The 22,719-nt window shown below is 68.3% G+C and carries 24 protein-coding genes and 1 pseudogene; 11 read left to right on the forward strand and 14 right to left on the reverse strand.

Features of this window, described 5'->3' with window-relative positions; all coding sequences use genetic code 11:
* Positions 1-17 precede the first annotated feature (17 nt).
* The 9 genes and pseudogenes from ACU5AX_RS03630 to ACU5AX_RS03670 all read right to left on the reverse strand — a co-directional run bounded on the left by ACU5AX_RS03630 (position 18) and on the right by ACU5AX_RS03670 (position 11,014).
* Positions 18-2,312, reverse strand: coding sequence for a GH92 family glycosyl hydrolase (locus ACU5AX_RS03630; protein WP_446689699.1), 2,295 nt, complete (start codon positions 2,310-2,312; stop codon positions 18-20).
* Between the two features lie 104 nt (positions 2,313-2,416).
* On the reverse strand, positions 2,417-3,181 hold the full coding sequence (locus ACU5AX_RS03635) for a Crp/Fnr family transcriptional regulator (RefSeq protein WP_198352706.1): 765 nt from the start codon (positions 3,179-3,181) through the stop codon (positions 2,417-2,419).
* A gap of 39 nt (positions 3,182-3,220) precedes the next feature.
* Positions 3,221-4,222, reverse strand: coding sequence for a UDP-glucuronic acid decarboxylase family protein (locus tag ACU5AX_RS03640; RefSeq protein WP_446690462.1), 1,002 nt, complete (start codon positions 4,220-4,222; stop codon positions 3,221-3,223).
* A 45-nt stretch (positions 4,223-4,267) separates the two neighbouring features.
* Positions 4,268-5,278, reverse strand: a pseudogene (locus ACU5AX_RS03645) (CgeB family protein); the annotation flags it as partial.
* Entirely contained in the window at positions 5,275-6,357 is a 1,083-nt protein-coding gene (locus ACU5AX_RS03650; protein WP_446689700.1) for a CgeB family protein, read from the reverse strand. The gene ACU5AX_RS03650 and the pseudogene ACU5AX_RS03645, both read right to left, overlap by 4 nt.
* Positions 6,354-7,463, reverse strand: coding sequence for a CgeB family protein (locus ACU5AX_RS03655; RefSeq protein ID WP_446689701.1), 1,110 nt, complete (start codon positions 7,461-7,463; stop codon positions 6,354-6,356). Before ACU5AX_RS03655 ends, ACU5AX_RS03650 begins: the two co-directional genes overlap by 4 nt.
* On the reverse strand, positions 7,460-8,563 hold the full coding sequence (locus tag ACU5AX_RS03660) for a glycosyltransferase family 4 protein (protein WP_446689702.1): 1,104 nt from the start codon (positions 8,561-8,563) through the stop codon (positions 7,460-7,462). Before ACU5AX_RS03660 ends, ACU5AX_RS03655 begins: the two co-directional genes overlap by 4 nt.
* Positions 8,560-9,630, reverse strand: coding sequence for an SDR family NAD(P)-dependent oxidoreductase (locus tag ACU5AX_RS03665; RefSeq protein ID WP_446689703.1), 1,071 nt, complete (start codon positions 9,628-9,630; stop codon positions 8,560-8,562). Before ACU5AX_RS03665 ends, ACU5AX_RS03660 begins: the two co-directional genes overlap by 4 nt.
* Positions 9,631-9,898: 268 nt before the next feature.
* Positions 9,899-11,014, reverse strand: coding sequence for an NAD-dependent epimerase/dehydratase family protein (locus tag ACU5AX_RS03670; RefSeq protein ID WP_446689704.1), 1,116 nt, complete (start codon positions 11,012-11,014; stop codon positions 9,899-9,901).
* 202 nt (positions 11,015-11,216) lie between these two features.
* Between ACU5AX_RS03670 and ACU5AX_RS03675 the strand changes: the two genes are divergently transcribed.
* Genes ACU5AX_RS03675 through ACU5AX_RS03685 form a run of 3 tightly spaced genes read left to right on the forward strand, consistent with a single transcriptional unit; the run spans position 11,217 to position 13,530 of the window.
* Entirely contained in the window at positions 11,217-11,822 is a 606-nt protein-coding gene (locus tag ACU5AX_RS03675; protein ID WP_446689705.1) for a histidine phosphatase family protein, read from the forward strand.
* Positions 11,819-12,604, forward strand: a complete 786-nt coding sequence (locus tag ACU5AX_RS03680) for a TIGR04290 family methyltransferase (RefSeq protein ID WP_446689706.1) — start codon at positions 11,819-11,821, stop codon at positions 12,602-12,604. The genes ACU5AX_RS03675 and ACU5AX_RS03680 overlap by 4 nt, the downstream gene beginning before the upstream one ends.
* Complete coding sequence (locus ACU5AX_RS03685; protein WP_446689707.1) at positions 12,601-13,530, forward strand: glycoside hydrolase 5 family protein; 930 nt, start codon at positions 12,601-12,603, stop codon at positions 13,528-13,530. Before ACU5AX_RS03680 ends, ACU5AX_RS03685 begins: the two co-directional genes overlap by 4 nt.
* On the opposite strand, the gene ACU5AX_RS03690 is transcribed toward ACU5AX_RS03685, so the two are convergent.
* Positions 13,479-14,006: a DUF1003 domain-containing protein gene (locus tag ACU5AX_RS03690; protein ID WP_446689708.1), complete on the reverse strand. Its 528-nt coding sequence runs from the start codon at positions 14,004-14,006 to the stop codon at positions 13,479-13,481. The genes ACU5AX_RS03685 and ACU5AX_RS03690 overlap by 52 nt on opposite strands.
* Before the next feature lie 95 nt (positions 14,007-14,101).
* On the opposite strand from ACU5AX_RS03690, the gene ACU5AX_RS03695 reads away from it, so the two are divergent.
* The 3 genes from ACU5AX_RS03695 to ACU5AX_RS03705 are packed head-to-tail and all read left to right on the forward strand — an operon-like array spanning position 14,102 to position 17,497.
* The gene (locus tag ACU5AX_RS03695; RefSeq protein WP_446689709.1) at positions 14,102-15,019 is read left to right on the forward strand and encodes an MDR/zinc-dependent alcohol dehydrogenase-like family protein; all 918 of its coding nucleotides are present in this window, start codon (positions 14,102-14,104) and stop codon (positions 15,017-15,019) included.
* Between the two features lie 41 nt (positions 15,020-15,060).
* Entirely contained in the window at positions 15,061-16,038 is a 978-nt protein-coding gene (locus tag ACU5AX_RS03700; protein ID WP_446689710.1) for a Gfo/Idh/MocA family protein, read from the forward strand.
* A 16-nt stretch (positions 16,039-16,054) separates the two neighbouring features.
* Positions 16,055-17,497 (forward strand): phospholipase D-like domain-containing protein, encoded by a 1,443-nt coding sequence (locus tag ACU5AX_RS03705; RefSeq protein WP_446690463.1) that lies wholly within the window; start codon positions 16,055-16,057, stop codon positions 17,495-17,497.
* Positions 17,498-17,550: 53 nt separating this feature from the next.
* Here the strand turns inward: ACU5AX_RS03705 and ACU5AX_RS03710 are convergent, their stop codons facing one another.
* Together ACU5AX_RS03710 and eno are read right to left on the reverse strand one after the other, a co-directional pair.
* Positions 17,551-17,868 (reverse strand): FtsB family cell division protein, encoded by a 318-nt coding sequence (locus ACU5AX_RS03710; RefSeq protein WP_198352695.1) that lies wholly within the window; start codon positions 17,866-17,868, stop codon positions 17,551-17,553.
* Between the two features lie 184 nt (positions 17,869-18,052).
* Complete coding sequence (eno, locus tag ACU5AX_RS03715; RefSeq protein ID WP_198352694.1) at positions 18,053-19,330, reverse strand: phosphopyruvate hydratase; 1,278 nt, start codon at positions 19,328-19,330, stop codon at positions 18,053-18,055.
* Positions 19,331-19,469: 139 nt separating this feature from the next.
* Between eno and ACU5AX_RS03720 the strand changes: the two genes are divergently transcribed.
* From ACU5AX_RS03720 to ACU5AX_RS03740, 5 genes are all read left to right on the forward strand, one after another.
* The gene (locus ACU5AX_RS03720; RefSeq protein ID WP_446689711.1) at positions 19,470-19,976 is read left to right on the forward strand and encodes a hypothetical protein; all 507 of its coding nucleotides are present in this window, start codon (positions 19,470-19,472) and stop codon (positions 19,974-19,976) included.
* A gap of 29 nt (positions 19,977-20,005) precedes the next feature.
* A complete protein-coding gene (locus ACU5AX_RS03725; RefSeq protein WP_198352692.1) occupies positions 20,006-20,332 on the forward strand; it encodes a phage holin family protein in 327 nt (108 codons plus the stop codon).
* Positions 20,329-20,622, forward strand: coding sequence for a DUF3618 domain-containing protein (locus ACU5AX_RS03730; RefSeq protein WP_446689712.1), 294 nt, complete (start codon positions 20,329-20,331; stop codon positions 20,620-20,622). Before ACU5AX_RS03725 ends, ACU5AX_RS03730 begins: the two co-directional genes overlap by 4 nt.
* Positions 20,623-20,653: 31 nt before the next feature.
* Complete coding sequence (locus ACU5AX_RS03735) at positions 20,654-21,028, forward strand: hypothetical protein (RefSeq protein WP_198352690.1); 375 nt, start codon at positions 20,654-20,656, stop codon at positions 21,026-21,028.
* Between the two features lie 103 nt (positions 21,029-21,131).
* A complete protein-coding gene (locus ACU5AX_RS03740) occupies positions 21,132-21,359 on the forward strand; it encodes a DUF4170 domain-containing protein (RefSeq protein ID WP_198352689.1) in 228 nt (75 codons plus the stop codon).
* A gap of 3 nt (positions 21,360-21,362) precedes the next feature.
* Here the strand turns inward: ACU5AX_RS03740 and ACU5AX_RS03745 are convergent, their stop codons facing one another.
* Complete coding sequence (locus tag ACU5AX_RS03745; protein ID WP_446689713.1) at positions 21,363-22,142, reverse strand: APH(3') family aminoglycoside O-phosphotransferase; 780 nt, start codon at positions 22,140-22,142, stop codon at positions 21,363-21,365.
* Between the two features lie 19 nt (positions 22,143-22,161).
* Positions 22,162-22,638: a transcription elongation factor GreA gene (gene greA, locus ACU5AX_RS03750; protein WP_198352687.1), complete on the reverse strand. Its 477-nt coding sequence runs from the start codon at positions 22,636-22,638 to the stop codon at positions 22,162-22,164.
* Between the last annotated feature and the right edge of the window lie 81 nt (positions 22,639-22,719).

Raw genomic sequence — 22,719 nt, forward strand, 5'->3', positions numbered from 1 at the left:
TCACCCCCGGCCGGCGATCAGAAGGGCGTCATCGAATAGGGCCGCGCCGTCTTGGCACTACCCCAGCTCTGGTTCGGCGTCGCCTGCATGGTGAAGCGCAATTCGCCGCCCGCCATGATCTGCTCGTGCGTGATGTAGCTGTGCGTCAGCGGCGTGCCGTCGAGCGTGACCTGGCCGACATAGCGGTTGGCGTCGCTCAGTCCGTCGGCGCGGATCGTGAACGTGCGGCCATTGGGCAGCGTCAGCACCGCACGGCGGACGAAGGGCCGGCCGATGACATATTGGTTGGTGCCCGGCGTCACCGGATAGAAGCCGAGCGCGGTGAACACCAGCCAGGCGGACATCTGGCCGAGGTCGTCATTGCCCGACAGGCCGTCGGGGGTCGGCTTGTACTGGCTGGCGACGATCTGCGCGAGCCGCTCCTGCGTCCGCCACGGCTGGCCGGCGAGGACGTAGAGATAGGCGACGTGGTGGCTCGGCTCGTTGCCGTGGATATACTGGCCGATCAGCCCGGCGATGTCCTCGGCATGGCTGTAGTCGAGCTTGCTGTTGTCATAGTCGAACATCGCATCGAGCTTGGCGACCACCTTGCGGTCGCCGCCGAGCAGGCGGAACAGCCCGCCCTGATCCTGGGGCATAAACCAGCTGTACTGCCAGGCATTGCCCTCGGTGTAATCGGAGCCATAGTTGATCGCGGTCGGATCGAAGGGGGTCCGAAAACTGCCGTCGCTCTTGCGGGCGCGCAGGAAGCCGGTCTTGGCGTCGAAGCTGTTGCGCCAATTGCCGGCCCGCTTCTCGAACGTGGCGGCAACGTCGTTGCGGCCCATGGCGCGGGCCATGCGGGCGATGGTCCAGTCGTCATAGGCATATTCGACCGTCTTCGACGCGGCCTCCGGCTCCCTGTCGATCGGCACATAGCCGCGCTTCATATATTCGCCGAGGCCGCCGTAGGGCGCGTAGGTGGCGCTGGCGACCATCGCGTCGAGGGCCGCCTTGGCGTCGAAGCCGCCGATGCCCTTCAGATAGGCGTCGGCGATCACCGGCACGGCGTGGTAGCCGATCATCGTCCAGGTCTCGCGCCCGGCGAACTGCCAGACCGGCAGGATGCCGTCGGGGCTGTAGCGGCGGCTGTCGATCAGCGAGCGGACCACGTCGGTGGTGGTTTGCGCCGGCTGGATCAGCGTTAGCAGTGGATGTTCCGCCCGGAACGTGTCCCACAGCGAGAAGGTCGAGCGGACGGTGTAACCGTCGGCGCGATGCACCTGGTCGTCGGGCCCACGGAAGCGGCCGTCGGCATCGCTCCATACGCTGGGGGCGAGCAGGCTGTGATAGAGGGCGGTGTAGACGCTGGTGCGGATCGGCGTATCGGCATCGATCTGCACCGCGCCGAGCGCCTTGCCCCATGCCGCCCTGGTGCTGGCGAGGACGGCGTCGAAGTCGCCGGGTTCGGCGTCGAGATTGGCGACCGCCCCGTCCTCATCGACGCCGGACAGGCCGACGCGCACCTCCAGCGTCTGCAGCTTGCCGAAATCGAGCCGCGCCTCCAGTTGCCGGCCGAGCTTCTCGGCCAGCGCGTCACCGCCGCGACCGGGACCGGCGAAGCCCTTGTAGGGGACATTGGCGTCGCGATCGACAAAGGCGTGATCCTTGAGCGGCGCGGAAAAGCGCATCGCGAAGAACAATTTGCGCCCCGGCGCCCAGCCGCGCGTCTCGCGGAAGCCGGTCAGCGTGCCGTCGGGACGGAGGTGCAAGCCCGACCACAGGATCTTGCCCGGATAATTGTACAGCGACGTGCGCAGGTCGAGGACCAGATGCGCTTCCTGTCCGCCGAAGCGATAGCGATGCACGCCGACGCGGGTGCCTGCGGTCAGCTCGGCGCGGATATGCCGGTCGTCCAGCGTCACCGCATAATAGCCCGGCGTCGCGCTCTCCCGCGCATGGCTGAAGCGCGAACGGTAGCCGGACAGCGGCACCTTGGGATCGCCGGGATCCATCGGCACCGTGTCGCCGCCGACCGGCATCACCAGCACGTCGCCGAGATCGGAATGGCCGGCGCCGGAGAAGTGCGTGTGACTGAACCCCTGGATCGTCGGGTCCTCGTAGCGATAGCCGGCCGCATGGCCGTAACATTGCCGGATTTCGCAGCCGGTGTCCGTGTCCGGGCTGAGCTGCACCATGCCGAACGGCGCGGTGGCGCCGGGAAAGGTATGCCCCTCCCCGCCCGTGCCGATGAACGGGTCGGCGGCGGGCGGCGCGATCTGGGCGCCGAGCGGTGCAGCGATCAAGGCGGCGGAAGCTAAGAGGAAGCGCATCAAGGGGTTAGAGCATTTCACCCGGCGGGAGGAAAGGCCCCGGCGGATCGGCATTGCCGCGATGCGGGCGGATCGGGGCGCGGAAACCGTCCAGCCGACCGGTTCTACAGCCCCTTCCAGGCCGCCCAGTCGCAATAGAGATAGTCGGGTTCGAATTCGGCAACGGCGGCGAGCCGTTTCTGGTCGAGTATCGTGACCTCGCCCGAGCGGAAGTTCATCAGCCCGTCCTCGCGCAGCGTCCGCAGAGTCCGGTTGACGTGGACGCCGGTCAGCCCGCAGGCCTCCGCCAATTCTGGCTGGGTCAGGGCCAGTGTGAAGCGGCCGTCATGGGCCAGGCCGACGGCTTCCATCCGCGCGTTCAGTTCGCAGAAGAAATGCGCCAACCGCCCCTCGGCGCCGAGCCGGCCGAGCCGGAAGATCCATTCGCGATGCATCGCGGCATCGATCAGCGTCGCGAACCACAGGAAACGACCGAGCCGCGGATGCTCCTCGGTGATCCGGGTCAGTTGATCGTGTTCGAAGATCGCGACGCGGACCGGGCCGAGCGTCGCGATGTCATGGTCGAGCCGGCCGGTCGGAAAGCCGTGCAGGTCGACGAAGTCGCCCGGCACGTGGACGGACACGATCTGTCGATAGCCTTCGCGATCGTCCATGTAGCGGCTGACGAACCCGTCGACCAGGAACATGCTGTGATGAATCGGCTGGCCGCGGCGGACGAGCTGATGCCGGCCGGGGTAGGTCTTCACCTCCGACGCCGCATCTTCCAGCACGCGCCGCTCCTCCGCCGACATCCGCGCCCGGCCGCGCCGCAGCAGGAAACGGCCGGTCAGCGGATGGGTGGCGAGATCGTCTTCCGGATCATCCCTCATGCGCGGCTCAACCGGTGCGCGCGCGTAACGTTCCCCGGCTCATTCGGCGGCGCATGACAAGACGGCCGGCTCGCCCGGCGCGGCGAGTTCGTCGGCGAACCAGGCGCAGGTGCGCGACAGCCCCTCGGCGAGCCCGACGCGGGGCTGCCAGCCGAGCACCGCCTGCGCACGGCCGATGTCCGGGCGGCGGCGCCGCGGGTCGTCGATGGGCAGCGGCAGGCGCGTGACCGGCGCCTGCGCCCCGGTGATCGCGCGCACCTGGTCGAGCAGTTCGTTGATCGTCAGTTCGTTCGGATTGCCGAGGTTGATCGGCTCCGCCCCGTCGATCTCGCTGTCCATCAGCGCGATCAGGCCGGCGACCAGATCGGAGACGTAGCAGAAGCTGCGCGTCTGCGAGCCGTCGCCGTAGATGGTGATCGGCTCGCCCGATAGGGCCTGGCAGATCAGGTTGGAGACGACGCGGCCGTCGTCGGGGTTCATGTTCGGGCCGTAGGTGTTGAAGATGCGCGCGACGCGCACCTCCGCCCGGCGCAGGCGCGCGAAATCGAAGGACAGGGCCTCCGCCGCGCGCTTGCCCTCGTCGTAACAGGCGCGCGGGCCGGTGCAGTTGACGGAGCCGCGATAATCCTCGCGCTGCGGATGATGTTCGGGGTCGCCATAGACCTCGCTGGTCGAGGCGAGCAGGAAGCGGGCGCCCTGCGTCTCGGCGAGCCGCAGCAGCCGGTCGGTGCCGACGACGCTGGTCAGCATCGCATGCTCCGGATCGGCCTGATATTGCGGCGGCGAGGCGGCGCAGGCGAGATTGTAGATGCGGTCGAACCGCTGGCCGGTGACGTGGTCGGGCAGCGGATCGATCACGTCCGCCTCGACGAAGCTGAAGTTCGGATGCCCCTGCAGATCGCGGAGATTGGATGGCCGGGCGGTCTGCAGATTGTCAAGGCAGACGACCTGCTCGCCGCGGTCGAGCAAGGCGCGGCACAGATGCGAGCCGATGAAGCCCGCACCGCCGGCGACGAGCGAGCGGATGGTCCGGTGGGTCATGCTCATTCCCCGGCCAGCGTCGGTCAGATGGCGTTCGAGTTCGGCGGCGCGGGTGTCTGCACCGTGGGCGGCGAGCACGTGCACGCGGGCGGCGCGACCCATGGCGCGGGCGTCGCGGTCGAGCGCAGCGATCACCTCGGCGGTGGTGTCCGCCAGGATGATCTCGCGATCGGGGGCGAACAGCTGGTCCAGCCCGTCCCAGCGGTCGGAGATGATCGGCGTCCCGCAGGCCGCCGCCTCGAACAGCCGGACCGAGGGCGACCAGCCGGCGGCGATCATGTCGGCACGGGTGACGTTGAGCGTGAAGCGGCTGGCCGAATAGAAGGCCGCATGGTCCGCCGGTGGCAGATGCTCGATCCGTTCGACATTGGCCGGCCAGTCGATCGCGGCCGGATATTGCGGGCCGGCGACCGCGAAGCGCCGCTCCGGGCGGGCGCGCGCGACGTCGATGAGCAGCCGGGTCAGCGTCGGCTGGCGGTCGTCGCTATAGGTGCCGAGATAGCTGAGATCCCAGCGCACCGGCACGTCGAGCGGGCGATAGGCATCTGTGTCGACCGAGCAATAGAGCGCCCGCGCCATCGGGCTGCCGAAGTCGCGCTCCAGTCGGCGCAGCGTCGGGCCGCCAGTGAAGGACAGATAGAGATCGAAATGGGGAATCACCGCCGGCGACAGATATTCGAAGTCGCCGCGGCCGAGCTTGGCGAGCGTGACCGGCGTATCGATGTCGTAGAAAGCGGTCACGCCGCGCGCGACCCGCTGGACATGGTGGGCGACCGCGACACCCTCCGGCACATAGGAGCCAACGATCACCGCATCGGCACCGGCGATCTCCGTATCGAAGCGCGAGAGGTCGGCGACACTGTCATAATAGGCCAGACGGCAGAAGCCGGGGTCCGGCAGGTCGCGATGCTCGCCGGCATACCAGGGCATTTCCCGCTCGAGGAACAGCACGTCGTGACCGCGCGCCGCGAAGGCGCGGAGCAGCGCGCGATAGGTGGTGGCATGGCCGTTGCCCCAGGACGAGGCGAGGCTGAGGCCGAGGACGACGAGCTTCATGCCGCCACCGCCAGGTGCAGCCGGCGGAGCAACGCGTCGACCTCCGCCCCGCGCAGATCGTAGGTATGGTCGCGCAACACCCGGGCGAGCGCCGCCTGGCCGATCGCCGCCGCCCGCTCCGGCGTCAGGGTGGCGAGATGCTCCGCGACGTCCTGGCCGTCACGGGCGACCAGCACCTCCGCATCGGGTTGCAGGAACTGTTCGATACCCTCCCACGCGTCGGTGATCAGACAGGCGGCGGCGCCCGCCGCCTCGAACACGCGGGTCGCCGGCGAGAAGCCGACATGCGCCATGCTGTCGCGCGCGACGTTGAGCACCGCACGCGGGGTGCAGTTGAAGGCGTTGTGCTCGGCGGTATAGACATGGCCGCGATGGCGGACGTTGCCGGGCATCGCCTTGCTCTCCCAGCCGTTGCCGCCGATCAGAAAGTGCTGTTCCGGCAACAGCGCCGCCGGTTTGAGGAAGAATTCCTCCACCCGCGATTCCCGATCCGGCAGGCGGTTGCCAAGGAAGGCGAGATCGCAGGCGAAGCGTTCGTCATGCCGCACAGGATGGTGCGTCTCCGGATCGAGCGCGTTGTAGACCGGCACGCATTGCGCCGCACCGAAGCCGCGATAGGCGTCGACCACCGGCGGGCCGCCGCCATAGGTCAGCACCATGTCGAGGTCGGGCAGCGCGCGCCGTACCGGATGGCTGGCGTCGGCGCGCATCTCGTCCAGCGTCGCGGCGGCGTCGACGTCCCAGAAGATCCTGATCGCATCGGCACGGGCATGGCGGACGATGCCCTCGAGCAACTCGGCGTCGAAGACACCGACGCCATTCGCCTTGATCACGACGTCGGCGGTGGCCGCCTCGGCCAGCACGTCATTCAGCGCGTCGACCGTCGCCGGGTAGACGACCGACTTCGCATAGGGCGGCGCCTCGATGTCGCGATGCTGCTGCCGGTCGAAGGCATCGGGCTCGTAGAAGGTGATGTCGTGGCCGCGTGCGTGCAGCGCCTTGAGGATGCCGCGATAGTAAGTCGCGGCGCCATTCCAGTAGGAGGAAACGAGGCTGGAGCCGTAGAAGGCGATTTTCATGCGGCGTCCTTCGCGGGAATGTCGTGGAGGCGGTCGACGATCGCGAACAACTCGTCGACGCGATGCGCACAGGTATGACGGGCGCGGATCGTCGCGAGCCCGGCGGCGACGAGCGCGTCGCGGCGGTCCGGATCGTCACGGATGACGCCCAGCGCGCTGGTCATGTCCTCGCCCGAGCGGACCATCAGAAAATCCTCGCCGACGCGGAACAGCCCTTCGCTATCGTCCCACGGCGCGGAGACGAGCGGAATGCCGCAGGCGAGCGCCTCGAAGACGCGGATCGTTGGAATGCCGGGCAGGATCGTCGCATAATAGCGGCGCGGCACGTGAACGGTCGCCAGCGCCCGCGCGAACAGCGACGGCGCCGCCGCATTGGGCGCCCAGCCGTGATAGCGCGCGCCATATCGGGCCAGCGTCGCCTTGGCCTCCGCCGGATAGCGGACGCCATAGATGTCGAGCCCCAGTCCCGCGGCGCGGGCGGGCTCGAACAGGAAGCGCTCCAGCTCCTCCGTACGCTCGCCATCGCCCCAGTTGCCGACCCAGACCAGCCCTTCGCGCGGCCCCTCGACGGCGGGCGGGTGGAAGCGGCGGATGTCGGCGGCCTCGTGCCAAGTCCAGACACGCGCCCCCCAGCCCCATTGCCGATAGACGGCGCTCAGCGTCTCGCCGAAGGCCAGCACGCCGTCATAGCCCGACAAATCATAGGCGCGCATCTGGTCGGGCTCGCTGACCGCGCGATGGTGGGTGTCGTGGAACAGCAGGGCCCAGCGTGCGCCGCGCTGGCGCAGGCGGCCGAGATCGGCGACCAGCCGGTGCGCGTTCCATTCGTGAACGAGGACGAGGTCGGCGCCGTCGACCATCTCCTCGACGTCGGCGTCGTCCGGATAGCTGACCGAGCCGAGCTCCGGATAGGCGGCGCGATAGGCGGCGAGGCCATCGGCACCATGGTCGGCATAGAGGTTGGTCAGGCTCCAGCTGTTCTCCGGCGCGAAGACGCGGACGTCGTGGCCGCGCGCGATCAGCTCGCTGAGCACGCCGCGCAGGAAATGGGCGTTGCCGTGGTTCCAGCAGGAGGCGAGGCTGTGGGTGAAATAGACGATCCTCATGCAGCGACCTTGCTGGCGGGGGGACGCGCGGCGAGCACGTCGCGGTAGAGCGCGAGCATCGCCGCCGCGCTGGCGGCTGGGGTGTAGCGGCCGGCGCGGCTGCGGGCGGCCTCACCCAGGGCGTGGCGACGCGAGGGATCGAGGATCAGCCCCTCGATCGCCGTGCACCAGCCGTCCTCGCCGATCGGGACGAACAGCGCCGCACCGCCCCACAATTCGCGGAAGGTCGGATTGTCGGCGAGGACCAGGGCGCAACCCGCCTGCGCCGCCTCCAGCACCGCGAGGCCGAAGGGTTCGAAGCTGGCGGCGGAGACGAACACCGGCCGCTTGGCGAGATGGCCGGCGATCTGGTCGGCGGAAAGCTGGCCGAGTTCGCGCAGATGAGTCAGCCGGATCGTCTCGCCATGTGGCCCGCGCGCTGCGCCGGCGGCGAGGAACGGGATCGGCAGCCGCGCCGCGGCCCGGTCGAGCAGGGCTGCATTCTTGACGCCGTCCCACAGTCGCCCGACCGTCAGCGCGACGTCCGCGATCGGCTCGGCCGGGTCGAAGGCGCGCAGGGGGGTGCGGCCGTTGTGGATCGCCAGCGGCGCCTCGGCGAGGCCATAGTGGCGGCGCACGATCGCGGCATAAGCGGCACTGGGGGCGACGACGCGTTCGACGTTGCGCAGCGCCGCCGCGGTCAGCGCGCTGTGCCAGCGATAGTCCCGCGCCAATGGCGTGCCGGGGCGGGCGGCTTCCCACCAGGTGGCGACACAGCCATGGGTGACGGCGATGGTCGGCACCGGCATCGGCCCGGCGGCGGCAAGCGTCGGCATGTTGAGCTGGATCAGATCGACCGACAGTTCGGACGCGAGTTCGGCGATCGCCCGGCCCGCGGCCAGGACGGGCGCAGCATCCGCGCACAGCCAGTCGAGCGGCAGATCGGTCTCGATCAGGGTGCAGGACGGGGTGGCGGCGAACATCGCGCGCTGGTCCGCGCTCGGCGGCGGCCCGACGCTGGCGACGACGACCTCGACACCGGCGGCGCGCAGGCCGCGCGCCAGCTCGACGCTATACTCCCAGACGCCGCCGACGGCATCGGTGGTGACGAGAACCTTCATTCCGCCGCCAATTCGGGTGCGCGCGCGCCGATCGGATGGTTGAGCCCGCGCTCCACGGCCAGCCAGCGGGCGAGATTGGCGACGCCCTCGCGCCACGGCAGCTTCGCCGACAGGCCAAGTGCGGCATCGGCGGCGCGGGTGTCGGCGACGAAGTAACGCTGGTCGCCCGCCCGCCAGTCGGCGAAGGAGACGTCGATCTCGCGCCCGATCAGATCGCCGATTTGGGCGAGCAACGTCCGCAGCGAAATGGCGTTGGTCGGCCCGCCGCCGAGGTTGAAGGCGCGCCCGCGCACCGCATCGATGCGGCGCCAGGCGTTCAGATACGCCTCCACCGCGTTCGACACGTCGAGGATGTCGCGGACCTGGCAGCCGTCGCCGTATAGCGCGATCGGCTGGCCCTCGAGCGCGCGAATCAGGAAATGGGCGACCCAGCCCTGATCCTCGGTGCCCATCTGCCGCTGGCCGTAGATGCAGCTCATCCGCAGCACCGCGGCCGGGATGCCGTAGCTGCGCGCGTAATCGAGGACATATTGGTCGGCGGCGCCCTTCGACACGCCATAAGGGGTGTGGAAGTCGAGCGGGCGCCCCTCCCCGATGCCATGTGCGCGCACTGCCGCGTCGACGGGGACATAGGTGTCGCCGTCGCGGGCGAAGTCGAGGTCGGCGAGATCGCCATAGACCTTGTTGGTCGAGGCGAAGACCAACGGCGTCGGCGTGCCCTTGCGGCGCAGCGCCTCGAGCAGGTTGAAGGTGCCGAGGACGTTGATCTCCAGATCGTCGCGCGGATCGTCGAGGCTGGTGGTCACCGCGACCTGCGCCGCCATGTGGAACACCGCCTGCGCCTCCGCCACCGCGCCGGCAAGCGTGTCGGCGTCGCGGATGTCGGCGCGGATGGCGGTGATCCGCGCGCCGTGGCGGTCCTGCAGCCAGGCGAGGTTGCGCTCGACGCCCGGTCGCGACAGCCGGTCGTAGATCAGCACGTCATGGCCTTCGCTCGCGAGACGGTCGGCAATGTTGCTGCCGATGAAGCCCGCGCCACCGGTGACGAGGACGGGGGCGCCGGTCATGCTTGCCCGCCTTTTTGTCCGTCATTCCCGCGAAGACGGGTATCTAGAGACGCCGCCGTTGCGCCACGTGCGGAAACCTGCGCGGCTGGATCCCCGCCTCCGCGGGGAAGACGGACAATAGAAAAGCGCACGGCTGCCCTCCCCTCGTCATCCCGGCGGAAGCCGGGACCCCTGGATACGCAACGACCGTGGTGGCGCGATCCATCGGCGGCACCCTGTCCATGGGCCCCGGCGTGCGCCGGGATGACGGATGAGGCAACGGCACCCCTCACGCCACCAGCCCCCGCTTCTCCAGTTCGGCCCGCGCCTGCGCGACATTATCTTCTGCGGTCTGTGCACCGACCCACTCGGCTAGTTCGGCAAGGCCCGCGATGAAATCCGCCTCGGCGCGGAAGCCCAGGCGCTCGGCAGCGCGGGTGGTGTCGCAGAAGCAATGGCGGATGTCGCCGATCCGCGCCTTGCCGACGATCTCCGGCCGGATATCGTTCTTGCCCATCGCCTGGGCCAGCGCCTGCGCCACCTCCGTCACCGACCGGTCGTGACCCGAACCGATGTTGAACGTCTCCCCCGCCGCTTCCGGCAGCACCAGCGCGTCGGCGAAGGCGCGCGCGACGTCGCTGACATGGACGAAGTCGCGACGCTGCTCGCCGTCCTCGAAGATCATCGGTTGCTGGCCGTTGAGCAGGCGCGAGGCGAAGATCGCGAGCACGCCGGTATAGGGGTTCGACAGCGCCTGCCCCGGCCCGTAGACGTTGAACAGCCGCAGGCACACGCCCTCGATGCCATAGGGCTTAGCCATGATGTGGGTGGTGCGCTCCTGCACATATTTGTTGAGCGCGTAGATCGAGGCGAGATTGGGCCGCTTCCATTCGGGCGTCGCCACCGGAGTCAGCATCCGGCCATCGGCGTCGACCGGATCCCAATTCGCCATGCCGTCGCGCACCGCGCCACGTTCGACATCCTCGCGCATCGCGCCATCGGCGTCGCGATACAGGCCTTCGCCGTAGATCGACATGGACGAAGCGGTGACCACGCGCCGCACGGGGCGATCGATCAGCCGCTCGAACAGCACGGCCGTACCGACGTCGTTGGTCGAGGTATAGCGCTCCACCTCGTACATCGACTGGCCGACGCCGACCTCCGCGGCGAGGTGGATGACGCTGTCGACACCCTCGAGCGCCCGGGCCACGGCATCGCCGTCGCGGACATCGCCGCGGATTAGCTCCACCGCGTCGGACAGCAAGGGCGGGCGGTCGACATGGCCGTGCACCTGCGGGATCAGGCTGTCGAGCACGCGGACGCGGTTGCCGCGGCGGAGCAGTTCCTCACCGACGAAGCGACCGATGAAACCGGCGCCGCCGGTGATCAGCACCGTTTCGGTCATTGCGCCGACCGACTGATCGACATCAAAGACAATAGGGAAACGATTGTGTCTGATCGGGTCATCGGTCGCCAATCCCCTCGCTGCGAACAATTGCTACGGAGGCGGAACGAAGGTTCTTCTTCTTTGTTCCTAGTCGCTTAGACCACAATCCTCATAACCGATGTTAAGACCGCATCGAGTCGGGGCAGCTTAAAGGACCCTAGTGACCGCGACGTTCCTCCTGATCCGGCACGCCGCGCACATCCATCTTGACCAGCGCCTTTCCGGTCGAATGGAGCATGTGCCGCTGAGCGAAGCCGGCCGTGTCCAGGCCGAGGCGCTTGCCGCCGCCTTAGCAGGCGAGCGGATCGACCGGATCGAGTGCAGCCCGCTGGAACGGGCGCGCGAGACCGCCGCCGCGATCGCCACGGCTCATGGCCTGCCCGCGCCGACGCCCGTCGAGGCGCTCGTCGAGATCGACATGGGCGATTGGACCGGGGCGACCTTCGACAGCCTGCACGGCGATCCGGCATGGCACCGCTGGAACGCGGAGCGCGGCACCGCCCGCATCCCCGGCGGCGAGACGATGGCGGAAGCGCAGGCCCGTATCGTCGGTCACTTGTCGGCGCTCGCCGCGTCGGAGGCGGACGGCGCCGTCGTCGCGCTGGTCAGCCATTCCGACATGATCCGTGGTGCGGTCGCTTACGCGCTGGGCCTGCCGCTCGAGCGGCTGCTGCGCTTCGACATCGGGCCGGCGTCGGTCAGCCGCATGGTGATCGGCGACTGGGGAGCGAAACTCCACAGCCTTAACGAAAGGATGGTGGCATGACGCCCGATACGCTGCGCGCGGAGGTCGATCGGCTGGGCTCCTGGTTCCACAATATCGATCTTGGCCATGGCATCCATACTGCGCCCGACCATTTCCTCGGCGACTATCCACGCTTCAAATTCGCGCGCTTCGCCGATGCCTTGCCCGCCGACCTGACCGGCAAGAGCGTGCTCGACATCGGCTGCAACGCCGGCTTCTATTCGATCGAGATGAAGCGGCGCGGCGCGGCGCGCGTGCTCGGCATCGACAGCGACGACCGCTATCTGGCGCAGGCGCGGCTGGCGACGGAGGCGCTGGGCTTCGGCGACGTCGAGCTGCGCAAACTGTCGGTCTATGACGTCGGTGCGCTGGGCGAGCGGTTCGACCTCGTCATCTTCATGGGCGTGCTCTACCATTTGCGCCATCCGCTGCTGGCGCTCGACCTCATCCGCGAACATGTCGCCGGCGATCTGATGCTTTTTCAGACGATGCAGCAGGGCTCCCGCGACATCTATCCGGTGCCGGAGGATCATCCGTTCCACCTGCCCGGCACGCATGAGCCGCCCGCCTTCTTCGACGAGCCGGGCTATCCGAAGATGCATTTCATCGAGCGCGAGTTCGCGCACGACTGGACCAATTGGTGGGCGCCCAATGCGGCCTGCAGCGCAGCGATGCTGCGCGCGGCCGGCTTCACGATCCTGGGCCAGCCGGAGGCGGAGGTCTATCTCTGCCGCACCGCACCGGTGCCTTACGCCGAATACGGGCCGATGGCCGTCTATCCGCAGCAGGGGGGGCAAGCATGATCGAAGCGGCAATGATCTGGAACGAGCCGAACAACAAATCGCACTGGGATCCGTTCGTCGACCCAGATTGGTCGAAGTTCGCCGACACGGTGATCCGCGCGGGCGCCGCAATCCGCGAGATGAACCCTGCGGTGACGCGCGTGCTCGGCGGGATGAGCCCGATCGATCCCAGCTGGGTCGAGCGGATGCGCGGCCACGGTGCGCTCGATGCGGTCGATGTCGTCGCGGTGCACGGCTTCCCCCTCGACTGGAATCTCTGGCCGATCCACGCCTGGCCCGACAAGATCGCCGAGATCGAGGCGGTCTGCCCCGACAAACCGATCTGGGCGACCGAGGTGGGCGTCGGCAGCTTCGGCGCCGAGGAGGTGCAGGTGTTCGGCTTCACCAAGACCGCCGAACTGCTGCTCGACCGGGTGCCGCGGGTGTTCTGGTATTCGCTATACGACCTGCCGCACGCTTGGGGAGCGACGACGCGCCACCGCGAGGCGGAGGGGTCGAGCTACTACCGGCATTTCTACATGGGCCTGATCCGCGAGGACGGCACGCCTAAGCCCGCGCTAGACGACTATGCGAAGGTCGCCGATCGCATGGGCCTGATGCAGTGGTTCCATTACCAGGACCCGCGGCTGGACGAAGCGGTCGCGTGGATGAAGCGGCTCGGCACCCGGCGGCTGCGCACCGGCCTCAGCTGGGCGGACAGTTTCCGGCCCGACGCGATCGACTGGTTCGACCAGCAGATGGAGGCGCTCGCCGATTTCGACGTCACCGTCACTTTCTGCTTCACGCCCGAACATCTCGGCATCGAACCGCATCATACCAGCGCCGCCAAGGACCCGCAGGCGTTCGCGGACTTCTGCGCCTGGATGATCGACCGCTATGCGCCGGCGCGATCCACCGTACTGCCCGCTGCCGTCGCGGCGGAATGAGCGTCGATCACGTCGAGCACCTGCTCGGGCGCGACATCGCGCTGGATTTCGTGAAAGGCCGGATCGTCGACCGCGACGCCGACCCGCTCGGCGATCCGCGCGACCAGCGTCGCCAGCCGGGTCAGCTCATGCTCGGCGAGCAGGTTGATGTGCAGGTCGAGGTCTGCGCGGCGATCGGCGATCGCGGCCATGCGGTTCTGGCTGATCAGCACGAAGGTCGACAGGAAGATCGCTTCCACCGACGCCTCCGATGCCAAAATGACGAAGGTGGGATCGAAGCGCGGCACGCCGGGCAGCCAGCCGAGATTGGCGACGATCCACAGGCCGTAGACGATCAGATGCAGCAATACGAAGGTCATCGACCCGGTGAAGCGCGTAATCCGGTCAGCCAATCGCGCCGACCAGGGCGCCGCGGCCCTGTCACGCGCCGCGCGATCGGTCAGGCGGGCGATGTTGCCCTGCAGGGTCGAGGTCATGCCGGCATCGCTCATGGAGAGACAAATTGCCCGATAATCAATTGGATGCACCCATGATAAGGAGTTCGATACTGGCCGCGCCGGGCCGGATCGAGATGGCCGACGCCCCCCTGCCGCAACCGGCGCCCGGCGAGGTCCGGCTCAAGCTGGAGGGGTGCGGCGTGTGCGCCTCGAACCTGGAACCCTGGGCGGGGCTGCCGTGGATGACCTATCCGGGCGAGCCGGGGGGTCTCGGCCACGAAGGCTGGGGCCGGGTCGATGCGCTCGGCGACGGCGTCACCGATCTGGCGGTGGGCGACCGGGTCGCCGCTCTCTCCTACCGCAGCTTCGCCGATTACGACGTGGCGCGGGCGGATATGGTCGCCAAATTGCCGGCGAGCCTGGACGGCCAGCCCTTCCCCGGCGAACCGCTCGGCTGCGCGTTCAACATCTTCCGCCGTAGCGACATCCAGCCCGGGCAGACGGTGGCGATCATCGGCATCGGCTTCCTGGGCGCGGTGCTGACCAGGCTGGCGAGCGATGCGGGCGCGCGGGTGATCGCCATTTCGCGTCGGCAGGAAAGCCTCGACCTCGCGGCCCATTATGGCGCCGCCGAAACCATCACGATGGACGATCACTGGGCGATCATCGAACGGGTCAAGGCGCTGACCGGCGATGCTTTGTGCGAGCGGGTGATCGAGGCGGTCGGCAAGCCATGGCCGCTCGACCTCGCCACCGCGCTGATCGGCTTCGGCGGCCGGCTGGTGGTGGCGGGCTATCACCAGGACGGGCCGCGTCAGATCAACATGCAGGAATGGAACTGGAAGGGGATCGACGTGATCAATGCTCACGAGCGCGATCCCGCGGTGCAGATGCGCGGCCTGACCGAGGCGATCGAGGCGGTGGCGAGCGGGCGTTTCGACCCGAAGCCGCTTTATACCCACCGCTATCCGCTGGAACGACTGGGCGATGCGCTGGATGCGACGCGCGACAAGCCGGGCGGCTTCGTCAAGGCGCTGGTGATGATGGAGTGAAGCTCCCCGCTTGCGGGAGGGAATTACTTGGAGGACTGCATTTGACCAAGCCACGCGTGGGATTTCTGGGAACCGGCTGGATCGGGCGGCATCGCATGGCGGCGATGGTCGCGACCGGCGCGATCGAGGCGGTCGCGATCTGCGATCCGTCGGAGGAATGCCGCGCCGAAGCCGCCACGGACGCGCCGCACGCGGCGGTGGTTGCCGATCTGGACGACATGCTCGCGCTGGACCTGGACGGCGTGGTGATCGCGACGCCCAGTGCGCTGCACGCGGCGCAGGCAATCCGTGCGCTCGACGCCGGCGTCGCGGTGTTCTGCCAGAAGCCGCTCGGTCGCAGCGCGGCGGAGACGCAGGCTGTGATTGACGCCGCCCGTGCCGCCGACCGGTTGCTTGGCGTCGACCTGTCCTACCGCCATACCGCGGCGATGGCGGCGATCGCGCCGCTGGTCCGGAGCGGCGACCTGGGCGAGGTGTTCGCGATCGACCTGACCTTCCACAATGCCTATGGCCCTGGAAAGCCGTGGTTCTTCGATCCCGAACGGTCCGGGGGCGGCTGCGTCATCGATCTCGGCATCCATCTCGTCGACCTGGCCCTGTGGACGCTCGGCTTTCCGGCCGTCGACGACGTGTCGGCCGCGCTCTTCGCCAAGGGCCGACCGCTGTGCCCCGGCGAGGTCGAGGACTATGCGAGCGCCCGCTTCCGCGCCGGCGGCGCCGAGGTGCGGCTCGCCTGTTCCTGGCATCTGCACGCCGGACGCGATGCGGTGATCGAGGCGAGCTTCTACGGCACCAAGGGCGGCGCGGCGTTGCGCAACGTCGGCGGTTCCTTCTACGACTTCACCGCGGAGGCTTTCGCCGGTACGCAGGCCCGCACGCTGACCGCGCCACCCGACGATTGGGGCGCACGGTCGGCGGCGGCCTGGTCGGCGACGCTCGCCACCGATCCGCGTTTCGACCCCGCGGCCGAGGATTTCGTACAGAGCGCCGCGGTGCTCGATCGGATCTACGGCCGCTGACCACTGAAGGACCATGATGCTCGATCCCGGCCGCAACGTCTGGCGCATTGAACGGGCGGACAAGTTCGCCGTGGTCGTCGACGCCGACCGCTATTTCGCCGTCGCGCGCGAAGCGTTCCTGCAGGCCGAGCAGCGGATCATGCTGATCGGCTGGGATTTCGATGCACGCATCCGACTGGCGGGCAGCGGCCAGACGCTGGAGGGGCCGGAGGTGATCGGCAAGTTCCTCTATTGGCTGGTCGAGCGCAATCCGAAGCTCGAGCTCTATCTGCTGCGCTGGGACATGGGCGCTCTCAAGGGATTGTTCCGTGGCACGACGATCTTCACCGTGCTCAAATGGATGCGCCACCCGCGTATCCATGTGAAGTTGGACGGCCATCACCCGACCGGATCGTCCCACCACCAGAAGATCGTCGCGATCGACGATTGCCTCGCCTTCTGCGGCGGGATCGACATGACCGCGGAACGCTGGGACACGCGCGCGCACCGCGACGACGATCCCGGCCGGCGGCTGCCCTCGGGCAAGATCTACAAGCCATGGCACGATGCGACCACCGCGATCACGGGGCCGGCGGCGGTCGCGCTCGGCGAGCTGGCACGCACCCGCTGGCAGGTGGCGACGGGCGTGACGCTGGCGCCGATCACCGGCAGCCATGCCTGCTGGCCCAAGTCGCTCGACGCGCATTTCGAGGACGTGACGATCGGCATTGCGCGGTCGAAGCCGGAGATGCCGGGCGAGCCGGCGATCACCGAGGTCGAAGCACTGTTCCTCGACCAGATCCGCAACGCGCAGCGGCATATCTATTGTGAAAGCCAGTATTTCGCCTCGCGCCGAATCGCTGAGGCGATCGCCGCGCGGCTCGACGAGCCGGACGGCCCCGAGGTGGTGATCGTCAACCCGGATTCGGCGCAAGGCTGGCTGGAGCCGCTGGCGATGGATACCGCGCGTGCCCGCCTCGTCGAGGCGCTGCATCGCCACGACCGCCACGGACGGCTGCGGCTCTACCACCCCTTCACCCGCGGCGGCGCGCCGATCTACTGCCACGCCAAGATCACGGTGATCGACGACCGGCAGCTGCGCATCGGCTCTGCCAATATCAACAACCGCTCCCTGCGTCTCGATACCGAATGCGACGTCGTGCTCGACGCGACGGACCAGCGGCCGGAGCTACGCGCGACGATCGCCGCGGTGAGAGACGATCTGATCGCCGAGCATCTCGACGTTCCGGCCGAGCGGGTGACGCAGGTGATGGCGGAGACGGGATCGCTGATCGCGACGATCGAGCGACTGTGCGGGCCGGGACGATCGCTTCGGCCGTATCAAGTGCCGGACCTGCCGGCGGTGGAGAAATGGCTAGCGGACAACGAGGTCCTCGACCCGGAGGGTCCGTCGGAGATGTTCGAACCGCTGGTCAAGCGCGGGCTGTTCCGTGGACGGTTGCGGCTCGGCCGTTCCTGACGAGGCCGCCACGCTCCTGCGCGCGCAGGAGCATGGCGCGGCGGTGCCGAGGCCTATCGCAACGGGACGATCACCTCATCTGGATGCGCGACGTTGAGTTCCTTGCGCACCATCTCGTCGACCATGTCGGGATTGGCGTGATCCGGATCGAGCAGCGCGACGCGGTTCTTCAGCACGGTACGCCGCTGGTCGAGCGCGGCATATTGCTTCTCGCGCTTCGCCAGCTGCCGCTTGTAGTCGCCATAGGCGAGCATCCCGTTCGGCCCGAGCACCGCATAGGCGCCGAAGAAGGCGAGGATGGTGAAGCCGAGCGCCGGCAGCGCGGCGCGGCGCATCGTCTTGCGGAAGGAGGAAGGTTTTGCGCGCGCCATGGTCATCATCCTGATTCGCTGCGAGTCTCAGGTCAAGCGCAGAACGAAGGACGGGCGTTTCTTTTCCCCCCGGTGAAGAGGATGGCAGCGAAACGGATGAGGGGGCTCTCGGCGACGTCCGCCGCTCACAGCCCCCTCCGTCACCCTATCACGCCGCCACCGCCCCGGGCCGGGGAGGTGCGGGTTAGCCGCGAAGGACGCTGCGGCCGGCGTAGCGGGCGACCGATCCGAGCTCTTCCTCGATGCGGATCAGCTGGTTGTACTTGGCGAGCCGGTCCGACCGCGCGAGCGAGCCGGTCTTGATCTGGCCGCAGTTGGTGGCGACTGCGAGATCGGCGATCGTCGCGTCCTCGGTCTCGCCAGACCGATGGCTCATCACCGCGGTATAGCGCGCCCGCTGCGCCATGTTCACCGCCTCCAGCGTCTCGGTCAGCGTGCCGATCTGGTTGACCTTGACCAGCAGCGAGTTGGCATAGCCACCCTCTATGCCGCGCTTCAGCCGCTTCGGATTGGTGACGAACAGATCGTCGCCGACCAGCTGCACGGTGTCGCCGACGAGGTCGGTAAGCGCCTTCCAGCCCTCCCAATCGTCTTCGCTCATCCCGTCCTCGATCGAGAAGATCGGGTAGCGGCGGGTCAGGTCGGCGAGATATTCGGCCATCGCGCCGCTCTCCAGCACCTTGCCCTCGCCGGAGATGTTGTAGCGGCCGTCCTTGTAGAATTCGGTCGCGGCGCAATCGAGCGCCAGCATCACGTCGTCGCCCGGCGTGTAGCCCGCCTTCTCAATGCTCTGCATGATGAAGCCGAGCGCTTCCTCGGTGCTGGCGATGTTGGGGGCAAAGCCGCCCTCGTCGCCGACGCCGGTGGCGAGCCCCTTGTCGTGCAGCGCCTTCTTGAGCGTATGGAAGATTTCCGAACCGCAGCGCACCGCCTCGACGATGCTGTCCGCGCCGACCGGCACGATCATGAATTCCTGGAAATCGATCGGATTGTCGGCATGTTCGCCGCCGTTGATGATGTTCATCATCGGCACCGGCAGCACATGCGCCGACACCCCGCCGACATATTTGTACAGCGGCAGCCCGCGTGCATCCGCCGCCGCCTTGGCCGCGGCCAGGCTGACGCCGAGAATCGCATTGGCGCCGAGCCGCCCCTTGTTCTCCGTGCCGTCCAGCGCGATCATCTTGGCGTCGAGCTCGGCCTGATCCTCGGCGTCATAGCCGACCAGGGCCTCGGCGATCTCGTCGTTGACCGCGTCGACCGCACCATCGACGCCCTTGCCGCCCCAGCGGCCCTTGTCGCCGTCGCGCCGCTCGACCGCCTCATGCGCACCGGTCGAGGCGCCCGACGGCACCGCGGCCCGGCCGAAGCTGCCGTCCTCCAGCAGCACGTCCACCTCGACGGTGGGGTTGCCGCGGCTGTCGAGGATCTGCCGGCCGTGGATGTCGATGATTGCGGTCACGTAACGATGCTCCTACCTTTGGGGCGAGGTACGGGCCGGCCTCTACCCCGGCGGCTGCACAGCGGCAATCTCCTTGGCGATCAGGGAACCGCCGTCTGGCGGGACGGGTTGAGGCGGTCGAACAGAGAAAGGGATCGTCATGTCCGACACCGACGCACTGCCGATGACCGACGGCGACATCACGCCGCCCGCGACGACCGGCTTCACCCCCGCCGCCCCCTTGAAGGACAGCGGCGTCGAGTTCGATCCGGCCGGCGCGCAGAGCCGCACCGATCAGGCCAAGCAGACGATCAAGGATCAGGCCGGCAAGATCGGCGGCCAGGCGAGCGACCGCATCCGCACGCTGGCCGACAGCGGCAAGGAAAAGGCGGGCGGCGCGCTCGACCAATTGTCGCAGATGATCGGCGATGCCGCTGGCCAGGTCGATGAGAAGCTCGGCGCGCAATATGGCGACTATGCCCGTCAGGCGGCCGGGGCCGTGTCGCGCCTGTCCGATCAGGTCAAGGGCAAGGATGTCGACGACCTGCTCGAGGACGTGCGCGGCTTCGTGCGGCAGAGCCCCGGGATCGCGATCGGCGTCGCGGCGGCACTCGGTTTCGCGGCGGCGCGGCTGATCCAGTCCGGCATCGACGATCAGCGGGCCTGATACACTTGGCACAGGGGGCGGAACAGCCGATGGTGCAGGATGAAGGCATCGCCGAGCTCGTCAGCCAGCTGGTCGACGACGCGCGTGGACTGGCGGGCGCGGAAATCGCCCTGGTCAAGGCGCGCGTCGGCGAACGGGTCGCCGCCTATCGCAGTGCGGTCATCCTGTTCGTCATCGCCGGCGTGCTCGCGCTTGCCGCGCTGGTGGCCCTGCTCGTCGGGCTGATCATGAGCCTGGCGACGCTGATCGGCCCGGGACTTGCGACCGCGGCGGTGACCGTGACCGTGTTCGTGATCGCCGCCGTGCTGGGGCTGATCGGGAAGAGCCGGCTGTCGCCTGCCGGAGCGGTGAAATGAGCGCGCCGCTGGAGCCGTCCGCCCGTCTCGTCGCGGCCGAGGTCGAAGCGGCGGCGGCGCGCGCCCGTTTCAACGGCACCCTGTCACGCCTGCAGGTCAAGCTCGACCCCCGCACCCTCACCCGCCAAGCGGCGCGCGAAGTCGTCGACAAGGGTGGCGCAGCCGCAGTCGCGGGGATCGAAACGGCGCGGCGCAATCCCGGCGCGGTCGCCGGCGCGACCGCCGTCGCCGGGCTGTTCCTCGCCCGCCATCGCATCGCCAAGCTGTTCGGCCGTGGCAACAAAGACTGACATCATGCGGATACTCTAGGAAGGATCGACAATGGCAGACATCCACAACACGGCGGCGAGCGCCCACGCCAAGGCCGATGACGCCGCCCACCGCGCCGCGGCGGCGGTCGAGTCCAACCCGCTCGGCATCCTGTTCGGCGGCTTGGCGATCGGTGCGATCGCCGGCACGCTGATCCCGCGCTCGGCTAAGGAGAAGGAGCTGCTGGCGCCGGTCGGACGGACGCTGGCCGAGCGCACCCGCTCCGCTGTCAAGGCCGCGCGCGAGGCCGGCTATGGCGAGCTCGATCAGCGCGGGCTGACCAAGGACGCGGCACGCGATCAGGTCAAATCTTTGTTCCAGAACATCGTCCAGGCAGCGCAGAGCGCCGGCAGCGCAGCGGCACGCTCCGCGACCAACAAGGGCTGATCGGCCAGGGGGCGCGGCGGTCGATCGGCATCGCCGCCCCCTTCAATATTGCGCTGCAACAGGCTAGAGGGCGGGCCCTCCCCTTTCCAGCCAGGATCGATTCATGAGCAAGCTTCACCTCGTCTTCGGCGGCCGCGTCACCGATCCGCGCACGCTGGACTTCGCCGATCCGTCGGCGCTCGAGGTGGTCGGCATCTTCCCGGATTATGCCAGCGCCGAGAAGGCGTGGCGCGCCGCCGCGCAGCGGACGGTCGACGATGCGGAGATGAAGTTCGTGGTGGTCCACCTCCACCGGCTGCTCGAGCCGGATCTCGTCGCGCCCAACGCGTAAGGGTCAGAACAGCTCGTCGAGGCAGCGGTGAAAATCCAGCCGCTGGTGGTCGGGCGTATCGATGCCATAGGCGGTCAGAAAGCGCTGGGCGACGTCGGGCCCGAACGCCCGCAGATTCTGCCACAGGATCGCCACGTCCTGATACGGATCGGCGACTCCCAGCCGCCCCACGTCGATGCAGCCGGTGACCTGTCCCTGCGCATCGACCAGCACGTTCCCCAGCGAAAAGTCACCATGGGTGACGACGCCGGTGCGGACGCAGGGGCGCAGCGCGACGAGACTCTCCCATACCTGTTCCGCCGACCAGCCGGCATGGTCGTCATCGAAATCGTCAACGTCGACCGATCCTGCGTCGATCAAGCGACGGGCGTGCGCCATCCGCACGTCCGCCCCGGCGTCGAAGGGACAATCGCTGACGGGCAGGCTATGAAGCCGGCGCAGGAAGCGTGCGAAGGCATCGACGACCATCGGCAGGCTCGCCGTATCGCTCTCGACCCACTCATCGCCCGTCCGCCCCGCCACTGCCCCGGTCAGCAGCCAGGCGGCATCTGACGTCCGCGTAAAGTAACGCGGCTCGGCACACGGCAGCCGTCCCGTCAGCCAGAACAGCCGATGGGCCTCGTCGGCAATGTCGTCTGCGACCGTGCCGGTTCCGTGTTTCAGATACCGCACGCCCTCGTCAGGGTGCGACAGGCGCACGACGCTGGCGCCCGCCTCGCCGACGAGGACGGGCTCGCGATCCCACGCATCCACCAGCGCGTCGAGCGGCTCGGGCAAGGACATTCCAGCCTTGCCCGGTCGGTCAGATGAATTCGACCTTCGACACCAGATAATAGCGGTCGCCGGCGGGCACCGACACCTCCACCTCGTCCTCGACCTTGCGGCCGATCAGGGCGCGGCCGAGCGGCGAATTGTAGCTGATCCGGCCGGTCTTGGCGTCCGCCTCGGTCTGGCCGACGATCTGGTAGCGGACGGGCTTGTCGTCCTCGTCCATCAGCGTCACCGTCGCGCCGAACACGATCTTGTCGCCCGACAGATCCTTGGGATCGATGATCTGGGCGCGGCTCAGCTTGTCCTCGATGTCGGCGATCGATGCCTCGATCTGGCCCTGACGTTCCTTGGCGGCGTGATATTCCGCGTTTTCCGACAGGTCGCCGTGCGCGCGCGCTTCCTCGATCGCGTCGACGATCAGGGGACGTTCCTCTTTCAGACGCTTCAGGTCCTGGGTGAGCTTGTCATAGCCCTCCTGGAGCATCGGCATCTTTTCGACGGTCGCCATATCTTCGTGTCCCCAATTCACTTCGCCCCCGCGCGGGCCTTGTCGCCGGCCCGCCCGCACATCACGCCATTATGTCGGAGG

Source organism: Sphingomonas benefaciens (assembly GCF_052907485.1).